This window comes from Pseudooceanicola sp. NS-SX9 (genome assembly GCF_057380705.1).
Genome location: NZ_CM170818.1, coordinates 3,505,838 through 3,518,496, shown reverse-complemented (window position 1 = coordinate 3,518,496; position 12,659 = coordinate 3,505,838). Strand labels below are relative to the sequence as shown.

Below are 12,659 nucleotides of genomic sequence, written 5' to 3'. Positions count from 1 at the left end.
CCCCGAATCCAGTATCCCTGCCGAAACGCTAGGGGTCATTCCTTTGGAACCGATGAATTTCGCCCTGCCAGGATCACGCTGATCGTGTAGGCGCGTTCGGACGACAGACCGGTCATGATGGCCGCAGCCGCAGCGGGCTGCATGCGCCCCATGAAACCTGCTGCGAATTCCGGCGCCATTTCCTCGAAAAGGGCGGCGGCATCCTTGGGTTTCATCGCCTCGTAGACTGCCGTCAGCCGGGCGATGTCCTTTTCCGCGGCGCTGTCGGACAGGGCCAGGGTCTCTCGCAGGCGGGCCTCGGCGGTCTCCAACTGCGAGAGCTTTTTCTGGATCTCTTCGTCGGCGATCGACAATGCATTCATCCGGTCGCGGATCTGCGCCTCACGCTGGTCCAGGCGGGTTTCACGTTCCTTGAAGGCCGTCAGCATGGCCTCGACATCGGGAGAGGGGGTGCAACCCGCGGTCTCGGCGGTGTCGGGCGGAGCGGCCTTGTCGTGCAGCAGGCCGGGTTCCAGCGCCATCACGTCATCCGCATGGATCGCGATCCTGAGGGCTGCCGAGGCCAACAGCAGCATGGCGATCATTGCCAGCGTGCCGCGAGGGCGACGCTTGGCTTTGCGCGCGGGCTTTGCGGGCTTGGCTCCCTTGGGGGCGGGCTTTGCCTTGGATCTGGCCATCGTCCACCCTCACTGGCTGCTGACGCGGCGCGCGAAGACCGGCCGGATCGGTGCCACGTCGGCCTCGGCTTCGGGCACTGGCTTTGGGCCTGTCGCAACGGGGGGCTGGGCCGGGCGCCCGGGGTCGGGCAGGTCATGCATCGAGGCGACCAGAAGCTCCAGCCGCTTGGCGACGCCTTCGGCCCGGTCGGTCAGTTGAGTCAGCGAGGCGCTGCTTTCGCCGGCAGCCTCGCGGGCGGCCTTCAACGTCTTGGTCAGGTCATCGACCTGCGCCGAAAGCACTGCGACCGCCCCGCCGACCCCCGATTCGAGGTCATTGAACCGCGCCAGCCGACGGGCCAGAACGTAGCAGTAGAAGACGGCACCAAGGGCGCCCGCAATCAGCAGGATGTCCGAGATCATTTCCATGGCAAGTACCTCAGTTCAAAACGAATTCTGTGATCAGCAGGTCGTGCACGGCTTCTTGGCCGGTCAGTACCTGCACGCGTCTGAGCATCTGCGCGCGCAGCCGCACCAGGGCGGCCGGGTCATCCAGGTCCTCGATCCGCAGCGCCCGTAGGTAGCTGTTGAGGATGTCGGTGACTCGCGTCAGGATCTTCTCGACCTCGGGCTGCTTCGCCGGCGTCACCTCCAGCGAGGCGGTGAAGCGCAGGTGGCGGTTGTCGGCCACCCGCCCCATCGAGATCACCATCGGAGTCAGCGGTATGTAGGCCATGTCGGGGGCCTTGAAGTCCTCGGCCGGGGTGCCGTCTTCATGACCGGCGGCAGCGTCCTCGGTGGCGTGTCCGCCGCCCAGGATCATGCCGCTGTAGATCGCGAAGAAGGCGCCGCCGCCCCCGGCAAGGGCGATGACAAGCCCCAGGATCAGGGGCAGCTTCGAGGCCTTTTTCGGGGCCTCTTCCGGTTCCGTTGTGACGTCCGTCATGACCCTTCCAGAATCTGTCCGCAGGGTCGTTATAGGGTGGTTTGGACTAACCGATTGTTAAGCGCGTTCGGCCCATTAAGGGGGGGAACCGGCAGAAGGCCGGGGGGAACGGAGACGCGGTTTGCAACAGATTCTCACCCTGTGGAACACCATGGAGCCGAGGCGCCGGATCACGGTGATCCTGGCGACGATCGCGATGTTTGCCGCCGTGCTGTTGCTGGCGCGGATGGCCTCGCAGCCGACCATGAGCCTGCTGTATTCGGGCCTGGAAAACGGTCAGGCCGGAGAGATCGTGCGCGCCCTCGACCAGCGCGGTGTTACCTACGAGGTGCGCGGCGGCGCCATTTATGTCGACGGCCGCGACCGGGATGCGTTGCGGATGACACTGGCCAGCGAAGGCCTGCCGCGGAACTCCAGCCAGGGGTACGAGCTGCTCGATTCCCTGTCCGGATTCGGCACGACCTCGCAGATGTTCGATGCCGCCTACTGGCGCGCCAAGGAGGGCGAGCTGGCCCGCACGATCGCCTCGTCGCCGCAGATCGCCTCGGCGCGGGTGCATATCGCGCATCAGGGCGCCAACCCGTTTCAGCGTGACATCCGGCCCACCGCCTCGGTCGCGCTGACGACGTCGGGCGATATTTCCGCCAGCCAGGCCAAGGCGTTGCGCTATCTCGTGGCCTCGGCCGTGGCAGGGCTGAATCCCGATGACGTGGCGGTGATCGCCGACAAGGGAGAGCTGCTGATCGCCGCCGATGACCCCTCTGCCGACAGCGCTGCCAATGATCGCGCACAGGAGCTGAAGCAGAAGGTCCAGCGGCTGCTGGAGGCCCGCGTCGGCGCCGGCAATGCGGTGGTCGAGGTCTCGGTCCAGCCCGTCACCGAAAGCGAATCGATCCGCGAGCGGCGCTTCGATCCGGATGGTCGCGTCGCCATCAGCACCGATACCGAGGAAAGCTCGAAGACGGCGCAGAACAGCGATGCGGGCAATGTGACGGTGGCCTCGAACCTGCCCAATGGGGCGGGCAGCGGCGGCGGATCCTCGAATTCCAGCGGCAACGACACCCGTGAGCGGGTGAATTACGAGGTCTCGGAGGTCAATCGCGAGGTGACGCGGATCCCCGGCGCGGTGAAGCGGCTGACGGTCGCGGTGCTGGTCAATGGAATCGGCACCACCGCAGCGGACGGCACGACCAGCTTTGCGCCCCGGCCCGACGACGAACTGGCCAATCTGAAGGAGCTGGTCTCCTCTGCCGTGGGTTTTGATGAACAGCGCGGCGATGTCATCACCATCAAGTCGATGGCCTTCGAGCCGGTGACCGCGCTTGGCACCGCCAGCCCCGGTGGCTTTGCCTCCGGGCTGAATCTGGACGTCATGTCGCTGATCCAGATGGCGGTTCTGGCCTTGGTGGCACTGGTGCTGGGGCTGTTCGTGATCAAGCCGGTGCTCAGCGGCGGTGCCGCGCAGGTGCCGATGCTGTCCGGTCCCGACAGCGGCCCCCTGACCGGAGAGATCGCCGACGACGACAGCGATTTCGCCCTGCCGGAGCTGCCGATGGCCTCGGGGTTCGGTGGCGGGGACAGCGCCGAGCCCATGGGCGGCGGTTTCCCGATGATCGCGGATTTCGACGGCATGGGCGGGTCGGGCGGCTTCTCGGGCGACAGCGACGATCCGGTCGCCCGGCTGCAGTCCCTGATCGAGGAGCGCAAGGACGAAACCATGGAGATCCTGCGCAGCTGGCTTGAGGAAAACGGAGAAACCGCATGAAGGGCATGGCCCATATCCTGGAGGATTTCAGCGTAGTGCAACGGCCCCGCCCGACCCCCGGCCTCAGCGAGGAGGAGCTCGAGACGTTGCGCCTCGAAGCCTTCGAGAAGGGGTACCAAGCGGGCTGGGACGATGCCGCCAAGGCCGCACGAGAGGAACAGGCCCATATCGGCGCGGAATTCGCGCGCAACCTGCAGGACCTGGCCTTCACCTATACCGAGGCGCATTCCAACGTGCTGAACGCCGTGCGCCCGATGCTGGCCGAGGTCATCGACAAGGTCGTGCCGGCCATCGCGCGCGAGACCCTGGCGCTGCGCATCCGCGAACAGCTGGACGCGCTGATGACCGCGCGGGCCACCCAGAAGGTGGAACTGGTCGCGGCGACCGCCAATCTGCCGCTGCTTGAGGACCTGGTGGCGCAGGACTTCGGCTTCCCGCTGGAACTGACCGGCGATGACACGCTCTCGGACGGGCAGGTGTTCCTGCGCTTTGCCGAGGAAGAGACCGAGATCGACCTGGACGCGGTGACCGAAGGCATCCGGGGCGCTGTCTCGGGCTTCTTCACCGAGCAGGCAAGACGTTATCAGAATGGGTGAACAGAATGGATGACAAGACCTCCGACGGACCGGGCGGCGGCAACCCTTTCACCGTCGTCCCGATCGAGATCACGATCTCGGTCGGCAAGGCGCGGCCGCTGATCCGGGACCTGCTGAAGCTGACGCGCGACAGTGTGCTGCCGCTGGATCGCCGGGTCGAGGACCCGGTGGAGCTTTACGTGGGCGACCGGCTGATCGCCCGGGGCGAGCTGGAAGAACTGGACGGCGACCAGGCCGGCCAGCTGGCCGTCCGCCTGACCGAGGTCGGCGATTTCTCGGGCGAGCTCTGATGCGATTGCCGCTGCTGGTGGCGCTGTTCCTGGTTCTGCCGGCCGTGGCGCAGGCGCAGGGGATCAACATCGACCTCGGAGGAGGCGGCTCGCTCACCGCGCGCGGCATCCAGATGATCGTGCTGATCACGGTGCTCAGCCTGGCGCCGGGGGCGCTGATCATGGTGACCTGCTTCCCCTTCCTGGTGACGGTGTTGTCGATCCTGCGCCAGGCCCTGGGCCTTCAGCAGGCGCCACCCAACATGCTGATCATCTCGCTGGCGCTGTTTCTGACCTGGTTCGTGATGGAGCCGACCTTCCAGCAGGCCTGGAGCACTGGGATCGTGCCGTTGCTCGACGAAAAGATCACGCCGGAACAAGCCTTTCCACTGGTAGCGGGCCCCTTTCGGGGCTTCATGTCCCATCGCATGGATCCGCATACGTTCGAGGCCCTCGCGGCGCTGCGCCCCGACGGTGCGCAGATGCCGCGCGGCCCGGATGCGCCACTTTCGGTGCTGATCCCGTCCTTCATGCTGTCCGAGATCGCCCGGGCCTTCCAGGTGGGCTTCCTGCTGTTCCTGCCCTTCCTGATCATCGACCTGGTGGTGGCGGCGGTGCTGATGTCGATGGGGATGATGATGGTCCCGCCGGCGATCGTCTCGCTGCCCTTCAAGCTCAGCTTCTTCGTCATTGCCGACGGTTGGAGCCTTCTGGCCAGTTCCCTCGTGCGCAGCTACTTCTGAGGGTTGTCCAAAGATGAATGGGCGCCGCTAGGCGCCCCGCCCGCCGCAGGCGTCGCGCCGTCAGGCGCGCTTCAGGGCTCCGGCTGTCAGGCGCGCTTCAGGCAGCCCGCCATCCGGCGGGCGTCAGGCATTTCGCCGTCAGGCGCGTTGCAGGCGTCCCCTGTCAGGCGCATTTCGGGCGAAATGCCGTCAGGGGCGCTTCAGTCTTCGAACCCGGGCAGGTGGTGTTCTCCCCGGGCTTTCGCCAGGGCGATCTGCTTCTGGCGCTCGCGGAAGCGGGCCTTGTCGGCCTCCGAGGTTTCCTCGATGCACAGATGGCAGGACACGCCTTCCTCGTATTCCGGGCGCTTGCGGTCCTCGGGCAGGATCGGACGGCGGCAGGCATGGCACAGCTCGTGCGGGCCCTCGACCAGCCCATGACCAACGGATACCCGGCGGTCGAAGACAAAGCATTCGCCCTGCCAGGTGCTGTCGGATGCAGGCACCTCCTCGAGGTATTTCAGGATCCCGCCCTTCAGGTGGTAGACCTCTTCAACACCCTGACCCAGAAGGAAATTCGTCGACTTCTCGCAGCGGATGCCGCCGGTGCAGAACATCGCGATCCGCTTGTTGTGGAAGCGGTCCTTGTTCTCGTCCCACCAGGCGGGGAAATCGCGGAAGCTCTCGGTCTGCGGATCCACGGCGCCCTCGAAGGTACCGATGGCGACCTCGTAATCGTTCCGGGTGTCGATCACCGCTACGTCGGGCGAGCGGATCAGATCGTTCCAGTCGGCGGGTTCGACGTAATGGCCCACACGCGCCAGCGGATCGACATCGGGCTGGCCCATGGTGACGATCTCTTTCTTCAGCCGCACCTTCATGCGGGCGAAGGGACGATCAGCAGCGCTCGACAGCTTCCAGTCCAGATCGGCACAGCCGGGCAGGGCGCGCACATGCGCCAGCACCTTGTCGATCCCCGCGGCGGGGCCGGCGATGGTGCCGTTGATCCCCTCCTGCGCCAGCAGCAGCGAGCCGCAGATGCCCTCTGCCTCGCAGAGCGCAAGCAGCGGCCCCCGGATGGCGGCGGGATCTTCGAAACGGGTGAAATGATAGAGTGCGGCGACCGTGTACATGGCGCCCAGATACGCGCGCGGCGCGCCCCCGGCAAGGGGACGCGCCGCGACAAAAGGTGCTAAGGAAGCACCGCGAAGGATCAGGCGGCGGCCTTCTCGGCGGCCAGCGCGGCCAGCAGGCCCTGCAGTTTGCCGGCGACGAATTCGCGGGTGCCTGCGTCTGCCAGCTTGCCTTCGGCGACCTTGCCGAACGAGCCGCCGATGGCGACTTCAAAGCCCGAAGCCACTTTCGCACCCGGCACGGCCAGGATCGAACGCAGCGAGTGGTTGGCCATCAGGCCGCCGGTGGCGCCCGGCGAATGGCTGATGATCTCGACCGGCAGGCCAGAGAGCGGTGCGCCCTCTTCCTTCGACAGCCAGTCAATGATGTTCTTCAGCGCGGCCGAGGTCGAGCGGTTGTATTCCGGGGTGATCAGCACCAGCGCGTCGGCAGCAGCGACCTTGGCGGCGATCTCGGTGATGACGGCGGGCGAGCCGTTGGCCTTCAGGTCCTCGTCCAGCATCGGCACGTCGTTCAGGGTGACGACGTCAACGGTGGTGTCGGCGGGAACCAGGTCCTGCAGGGTGTTGGCGATTTGGGTGCAGACGGCGTCCTTGCGGAGCGAGCCGCTGATGGCAACGATCTTCTTGGTCATGATCAGGTCTCCTTTTGCCGCAAGCCTAGCTGCGTTGCAGCGCAGGCTGTAGCTTCAAAGGCGCACCCTGCTTATCGCATGGATGCACAGTCGGGTGGTCGGAATTCGCCGGTTTGGCAATCACTTGCCAATATATCCGGCAGCCTGCCCCGGGGCGCGCATTGACGGGGCGAAAGGGGCTTGCCACCGTCACCGCAACGACAACGGAGACTCACATGGCCCAGGCGCTGATCGTCATCGACATCCAGAAGGACTTTTGCCCCGGAGGCGCCCTGGCGGTGGCCGAGGGCGATCTGATCGTGCCCGGCGTCAATGCCCTGATGACCGAATTCGACGCAGTGGTGCTGACCCAGGACTGGCATCCGGCGGGGCATTCCTCGTTCGCCTCGGCGCATGAGGGCGCGGCGCCGATGTCGATGACCCAGATGCCCTACGGGCCGCAGGTGCTGTGGCCGGATCACTGCATCCAGGGCTCGCACGGGGCGAATTTCCATGCTGATCTGGCCGTGGACCGGGCCGATCTGATCATCCGCAAGGGCTGCAACCCGGCGATCGACAGCTATTCCGCTTTCTTCGAGAACGACCACACCACGCCCACCGGGCTGGAGGGCTATCTGAAGACCCGCGGGCTGACGCAGGTGACGCTGGTGGGCCTTGCGACGGATTTCTGCGTCAATTTCAGCGCTGTCGATGCGGCAAAGCTGGGGTTTGACGTGACCGTGCGCACCGATCTTTGCCGCGGCATCGATTTCGGAGGCTCTCTGGCCCAGGCGCTTGATGGCATGGCGGCGGCGGGCGTCACGATCGCGTAGCGGCTATTCGGCCGCCAGCCCCATGCGGTCGTCGCGGGGGGCGCAGCCGAACATGGCGCGGTAGTCGCGGCTGAACTGGGATGGGCTTTCGTAGCCCACCCGCAGGGCGGCCTGGGTCACGTTGGCCTCGCCCGCGCGCAGGGCGCGCTGCGCTTCCAGCAGGCGCAGCCGCTTCAGGAATTGCACCGGGGTGGCGCCGGTGATCTCGCGGAAGCGCTGGTGGAAGACGGTCGCGCTCATGCCGGCGCGCCGGGCCAGGGCCTCGATCCGCATCGGGGCGTCCAGATGGGTGCGCAGATGGGCGGCGATCTCGGCGATGCGGGCGGCATGGCTGCCGGACTGGGCGATGCGGCGCAGCATGGCGCCCTGCGGGCTGGTCAGCAGCAGGTAATGCAGTTCCCTCAGCCACAGCGGCGCCAGCACGGCGCGGGCCTCGGGGGTCTCGACCAGGGTGAACAGCCGCGCACAGACATCGATCAGCGCCCCCGAGGCCGGGGCGCTGGACAGCGCCTGGGCGGGCTGCTCGGGGCCCGAGGGCGGCAGCAGATGCGCCAGTTCGCGCAGCAGCGACGGGTCCAGCCGCACCGCCAGCGCCAGGTAGGGCGCGCCGGGTTCGGCCCTGGTGATCCAGCTGGTCGCGGGCAGATCCAGCGACACCACAAGGCCCTGGCCTTCGGCAAAGGCCACGGAGGTGCCGTTGAAATCGGCACGTTTCTCGCCGCTCAGGACCAGGCAGAAGACCGGGTCGTAAAGGGTATGCGACAGGGCCGTCGGGGCGGGGGAATAGAACAGCGACAGTCGATCCACCGGCAGCGGGCGGGGCGTGTAGCCAAGGCCTTCGCGCAGGGCATAGCGCAGGGCGGCATCGGTCAGGGGGTGGTTCAGGCTCATGTCCCGATCAGGCCTCAGGGCGGGCCTGCTGGCAAGGGCGATCCGGGGCCTGCCGCAGGATCGGGCAAGTCTTGCGCAGGATGCGGCAGGCCGGGCGCGCGCTCCTGCGCCATATCGGGGGCATCGAAACGGAAAGGATCCCGATCATGAGCACTCCGCTTTTCCTGATCACCGGCGGCAGCCGTGGCCTGGGCGCCAGCATGGCGCTGCACCTGGCGCGGGGCGGCGCCGACATCCTGCTGACCTATCGTTCCGGCGCCGACGAGGCCGCCGGGATCGTCGCCCAGATCGAGGCGCTTGGCCGCAAGGCGCAGGCCCTGCAGCTGGACCTGGGCGATGCCGACGCCTATCCGGCCTTTGCCGAAACGGTCGCCGGGGCCACCCGGGCCCTGGGCCATGCCGCGCTGACGGGGCTGGTCAACAATGCCGGTCACGGTGTCTGGGCGCTGTTCAAGGACACCACCCCCGCGCAGCTGGACGGCCTTTACCAGGTCCATGTCCGCGCGCCCTACCTGCTGACCCAGGTGCTGCTGCCGCAGATCGCCGATGGCGGGCGGCTGCTGTTCCTGTCCTCGGGGCTGGCGCGCTTTGCCACCCCCGGATATTCGGCCTATGGCGCGATGAAGGGGGCGGTCGACACGCTGGTGAAATACCTTGCCAAGGAACTGGGGCCGCGCGGGATTTCGGTGAATTCCATCGCGCCCGGCGCCATCGAGACCGATTTCGGCGGTGGCACCGTGCGCGACAACCAGGCGGTCAACCAGATGGTGGCGCAGGCGACGGCGATGGGCCGCGCCGGTCTGCCCGATGACATCGGCGCGGCCGTGGCCAGCCTGCTGCTGTCGCAGGGCAACTGGATCACCGGCCAGCGGATCGAGGCCTCGGGCGGTCAGAACATCTAGCGTTCGAAGACCTCGACCGACAGGACCGTCGGCAGGTGGCGGGCGATCTCGGTCCAGCTGTCGCCCTCGTCCGTGGTGGCAAAGACCGAGCCCGAGTTGGTGCCGAAATAGACCCCCGCCGGGTCATGGCTGTCACCGGCCATGGCCTGGCGCAGCACGGTAAAGAAACACGCCTGCTGCGGCAGCCCGTTGCGCAGCGCCTGCCAGCTGTCGCCGCCGTCGCGCGACCGCCAGACGGCGGCGGCGGCATCGGGCGGGTATCGCCCCGCCATGTCGCCGTTCAGCGGCAGTGTCCAGAGCGTCCCCGGATCGCGCGGATGCACCCGGATCGGAAACCCGAAGGTCGAGGGCAGCCCGGCGGTGATGTCGTCCCAGCTGCGCCCGCCATCAGGGGAGCGCCAGACGCCATGGTGGTTCTGCTGATAGAGGATGTCTTCGGCCCCCGGGGCACGCATCATGTTGTGGACGCAATGGCCGGTCTCCCCATCCCTGGGGGCGGCCGGGTGATCATGCCCGGCGCAGGCGGCGGCATTGGCCAGCCGGTTGCGGCGCGTCCAGCTGGCGCCGCCGTCCTCGGTCGCGAAGACGCCGGCGGCCGAGATCCCCAGCCACAGTTTCTCGGGGGTGGCGGGGTCGGGGACGATCGTGTGCAGCACCAGCCCCGCAGCCCCCGGGTTCCACCCCGCCCGCGAAGGGTCCTGGGCCAAGGCCTCGTTCTGCGACCAGCTTTCGCCGCCGTCGCGGCTGATCAGCAGTTGCGCGGGCTTGGTCCCGGCATAAAGCACCCCGGGCGTGGAACACAGCGACCAGACCTGGCTGAAGTCCTGGGCGAAGGGGGCGGGGGTGCGGATCCAGCCGGTCATCGCGGCGAAATCGGGATCGGCCTCGGCCCAGCTGTCCATCTGGCCACGGGTCAGCTTGGCAAGGGTCCAGCTGGCGCCAGTGTCGTCGCTGTGCCAGACACCGGCGCCGAACCAGTCGTTGCCGCCGCCCGCCCAGATCCGGCCGGTTTCGGGATCGGCGGCCATGTGGTTGATCGGCCAGCCGCCGCAGAACGGCCCGCGCACCTGCCAGCCGCTGCGCGATGGGCCGCCCTCCAGCAGGAAGGCGCCCTTGGTGGTGCCGATCATCAGGGTCACTTCCGTCATGCGTGCCTCCCCGTTCATGACTTCACGTCAGGGTGGCATCCGGCGCGCGATCCGTCCAGTGCCCTGCACCCGCAACCCTTGCAATCCCCTTTTCCGCCGGGCTTTATCGCACGGCAATAAGGGAGCTGGAGCGTCATGGTGGACATCGCGACACGGGTCTACAATCACAAGTGGAAGATCGATCCGATCGTCCGGTCGCTGATCGACACGGATTTCTACAAGCTGCTGATGTGCCAGTCGATCTTCCGCAACAAGCCCGACACCCAGGTGACCTTTCACCTGGTCAACCGGGCAACCCACATCCCGCTGGCCAAGCTGATCGACGAGGGCGAGCTGCGCGAGCAGCTGGACCACGTGCGCTCGCTGTCGCTGTCGCGCGGTGAAAGCACCTGGATGCGGGGCAACACCTTCTATGGCAAGCGCCAGATGTTCCGCCCCGACTTCATGGAGTGGTTCGAGAATCTGCGCCTGCCGCCCTATTTCCTGGAACGTCGCGGCGACCAGTACGAGCTGACCTTCGAAGGCCCCTGGCACGAGGTCATGCTGTGGGAAATCCCGACGCTCGCCATCCTGATGGAGCTGCGCAGCCGGGCCGTGCTGAACGACATGAAGAAGTTCGAGCTTCAGGTCCTCTATGCCCGCGCCATGACCAAGCTGTGGGAGAAGATCGAGCGCCTGCGCCGTATCGACAGCCTGAAGATCGCCGATTTTGGCACCCGGCGCCGGCATTCCTACCTGTGGCAGGACTGGTGCGTGCAGGCCATGGTCGAAGGCCTGGGCCCCAAGTTCACCGGCACTTCGAACTGTCTGATCGCCATGAAACGCGACCTGGAGGCGGTGGGAACCAATGCCCACGAACTGCCGATGGTCTATTCCGCCCTCGCCCCCGATGACGCGGCGCTGGCGCGCGCGCCCTATGACGTGCTGGCCGACTGGCACGACGAACACTCGGGCAACCTGCGGATGATCCTGCCCGACACCTACGGTACCGAGGGCTTCTTGCAGAACGCGCCCGACTGGCTGGCGGGCTGGACCGGGATCCGCATCGATTCAGGCGATCCGGTCCGCAACGCCGAGATCGCCATCGACTGGTGGAAGTCCCGCGGCGAGGATCCCTCGAAGAAACTGGTGATCTTCTCCGACGGCCTCGATGTCGCCGAGATGGAGATGCTGCACGCCCGCTTCGCCGGCCGCGTCAAGGTCAGCTTCGGCTGGGGCACGCTGCTGACCAACGATTTCCGCGGCCTGGTGGCCGATGACGCGCTGGCGCCATTCTCGCTGGTCTGCAAGGCCCAGAGCGCCAATGGCCATCCCACGGTCAAGCTGTCGGACAATCCCGAAAAGGCCATGGGCCCCGCCGACGAGATCGCCCGCTACAAGCGCGTCTTCGGTGTCGGCGATCAAGAACGCCGCCAGGTCGTGGTCTGACGCCTAGCGCTCCCAGCCGCGGCCATCCTTGACCTCAGAGCGCGCCTTCTTGGCGTCCAGGCGCTTGCGCTTCTGGTTCTGCGACACCTTGGTGGCGATGCGCCGCTTCGGCACGATGGTGGCCTGCAGGATCAGCTCGGCCAGGCGCTCGCGGGCGATCTCGCGGTTGCGCGCCTGGCTGCGCTCGTCGGACACCTGGATCACCACGGCGCCCTCCTTGGTCCAGCGCCGCCCGGCCAGCCGCTGCAGCCGCCGCTTCACCGGCTCCGGCAGCGAGGGAGAGCGCGCCGCCTCGAATCGCAGCTCGACCGCGGTCGAGACCTTGTTGACGTTCTGCCCGCCGGGGCCGGAACTGCGGATGAACTGCTCCAGCAGCTCCCATTCCTCGATGGCGATCCTGTCGGTGATGCGCAGCATGGGTGCCTTCCTTTCCCCGCCCATATGGCGCGCGCCCCGCGTCGCGGCCAGTTCTTTCGCGCCACCCGGCCCTTTCATCTTTCCCCAAATATGCCCCGCGCGCAGCGCGGAACACGACCTTTCAGACCAGGAAATCTGTTCCGGCAAATGGAAAGGGCCACCCCGGTAACGGAGCGGCCCCTCTCGAGATCAGGAGGTGGTCCGGTTAGGTAATGACCAACCCTTTGGTTCACCAGCCGAGGGCTGCCTCAGCGATGCTCCTTCCAGGCTGTTCCGACCCCATTCCCCAATACCTCAATAGACACTAGAGCACCTCCTTTCTGAATGTTACCGATACCC

Annotated in this window: 15 protein-coding genes; 7 read left to right on the top strand and 8 right to left on the bottom strand. The window is 66.9% G+C overall.

The features are described 5' to 3' along the window. Positions 1-35: 35 nt before the first annotated feature. The 3 genes from AC2ITM_RS16780 to AC2ITM_RS16770 are packed head-to-tail and all read right to left on the bottom strand — an operon-like array spanning position 36 to position 1,602. Complete coding sequence (locus tag AC2ITM_RS16780; RefSeq protein WP_486467756.1) at positions 36-677, bottom strand: MotE family protein; 642 nt, start codon at positions 675-677, stop codon at positions 36-38. A 9-nt stretch (positions 678-686) separates the two neighbouring features. Further along, a complete protein-coding gene (locus AC2ITM_RS16775; RefSeq protein ID WP_486467755.1) occupies positions 687-1,085 on the bottom strand; it encodes a hypothetical protein in 399 nt (132 codons plus the stop codon). Positions 1,086-1,095: 10 nt separating this feature from the next. Next, positions 1,096-1,602: a flagellar basal body-associated FliL family protein gene (locus tag AC2ITM_RS16770; RefSeq protein WP_486467754.1), complete on the bottom strand. Its 507-nt coding sequence runs from the start codon at positions 1,600-1,602 to the stop codon at positions 1,096-1,098. 121 nt (positions 1,603-1,723) lie between these two features. On the opposite strand from AC2ITM_RS16770, the gene fliF reads away from it, so the two are divergent. The 4 genes from fliF to fliP are packed head-to-tail and all read left to right on the top strand — an operon-like array spanning position 1,724 to position 4,975. Further along, complete coding sequence (fliF, locus tag AC2ITM_RS16765) at positions 1,724-3,367, top strand: flagellar basal-body MS-ring/collar protein FliF (protein WP_486467753.1); 1,644 nt, start codon at positions 1,724-1,726, stop codon at positions 3,365-3,367. Beyond that, a complete protein-coding gene (locus tag AC2ITM_RS16760; RefSeq protein WP_486467752.1) occupies positions 3,364-3,963 on the top strand; it encodes a FliH/SctL family protein in 600 nt (199 codons plus the stop codon). The genes fliF and AC2ITM_RS16760 overlap by 4 nt, the downstream gene beginning before the upstream one ends. Before the next feature lie 5 nt (positions 3,964-3,968). Continuing rightward, positions 3,969-4,253, top strand: coding sequence for a FliM/FliN family flagellar motor switch protein (locus AC2ITM_RS16755; protein ID WP_486467751.1), 285 nt, complete (start codon positions 3,969-3,971; stop codon positions 4,251-4,253). Next, positions 4,253-4,975: a flagellar type III secretion system pore protein FliP gene (gene fliP, locus AC2ITM_RS16750; RefSeq protein WP_486467750.1), complete on the top strand. Its 723-nt coding sequence runs from the start codon at positions 4,253-4,255 to the stop codon at positions 4,973-4,975. Before AC2ITM_RS16755 ends, fliP begins: the two co-directional genes overlap by 1 nt. Positions 4,976-5,175: 200 nt before the next feature. On the opposite strand, the gene trhO is transcribed toward fliP, so the two are convergent. Together trhO and AC2ITM_RS16740 are read right to left on the bottom strand one after the other, a co-directional pair. Next, positions 5,176-6,087, bottom strand: a complete 912-nt coding sequence (trhO, locus tag AC2ITM_RS16745; RefSeq protein WP_486467749.1) for an oxygen-dependent tRNA uridine(34) hydroxylase TrhO — start codon at positions 6,085-6,087, stop codon at positions 5,176-5,178. 80 nt (positions 6,088-6,167) lie between these two features. After that, positions 6,168-6,722 carry an NADPH-dependent FMN reductase gene (locus tag AC2ITM_RS16740; protein ID WP_486467748.1) on the bottom strand — a complete coding sequence of 185 codons (555 nt, stop codon included), beginning with the start codon at positions 6,720-6,722 and terminating at the stop codon, positions 6,168-6,170. 215 nt (positions 6,723-6,937) lie between these two features. Between AC2ITM_RS16740 and pncA the strand changes: the two genes are divergently transcribed. Continuing rightward, positions 6,938-7,534 carry a bifunctional nicotinamidase/pyrazinamidase gene (gene pncA / locus AC2ITM_RS16735; protein ID WP_486467747.1) on the top strand — a complete coding sequence of 199 codons (597 nt, stop codon included), beginning with the start codon at positions 6,938-6,940 and terminating at the stop codon, positions 7,532-7,534. A gap of 3 nt (positions 7,535-7,537) precedes the next feature. Here pncA and AC2ITM_RS16730 read toward each other — a convergent pair whose 3' ends face one another. After that, positions 7,538-8,425, bottom strand: a complete 888-nt coding sequence (locus tag AC2ITM_RS16730) for an AraC family transcriptional regulator (RefSeq protein WP_486467746.1) — start codon at positions 8,423-8,425, stop codon at positions 7,538-7,540. Positions 8,426-8,571: 146 nt separating this feature from the next. Between AC2ITM_RS16730 and AC2ITM_RS16725 the strand changes: the two genes are divergently transcribed. Continuing rightward, positions 8,572-9,327 (top strand): SDR family NAD(P)-dependent oxidoreductase, encoded by a 756-nt coding sequence (locus tag AC2ITM_RS16725; protein WP_486467745.1) that lies wholly within the window; start codon positions 8,572-8,574, stop codon positions 9,325-9,327. On the opposite strand, the gene AC2ITM_RS16720 is transcribed toward AC2ITM_RS16725, so the two are convergent. Then, on the bottom strand, positions 9,324-10,475 hold the full coding sequence (locus AC2ITM_RS16720) for a sialidase family protein (protein ID WP_486467744.1): 1,152 nt from the start codon (positions 10,473-10,475) through the stop codon (positions 9,324-9,326). The two genes, AC2ITM_RS16725 and AC2ITM_RS16720, sit on opposite strands and share 4 nt — an antisense overlap. A gap of 135 nt (positions 10,476-10,610) precedes the next feature. Between AC2ITM_RS16720 and pncB the strand changes: the two genes are divergently transcribed. After that, positions 10,611-11,903: a nicotinate phosphoribosyltransferase gene (gene pncB / locus AC2ITM_RS16715; RefSeq protein WP_486467743.1), complete on the top strand. Its 1,293-nt coding sequence runs from the start codon at positions 10,611-10,613 to the stop codon at positions 11,901-11,903. A gap of 3 nt (positions 11,904-11,906) precedes the next feature. Here pncB and arfB read toward each other — a convergent pair whose 3' ends face one another. Beyond that, a complete protein-coding gene (arfB, locus tag AC2ITM_RS16710; protein WP_486467742.1) occupies positions 11,907-12,320 on the bottom strand; it encodes an alternative ribosome rescue aminoacyl-tRNA hydrolase ArfB in 414 nt (137 codons plus the stop codon). Between the last annotated feature and the right edge of the window lie 339 nt (positions 12,321-12,659).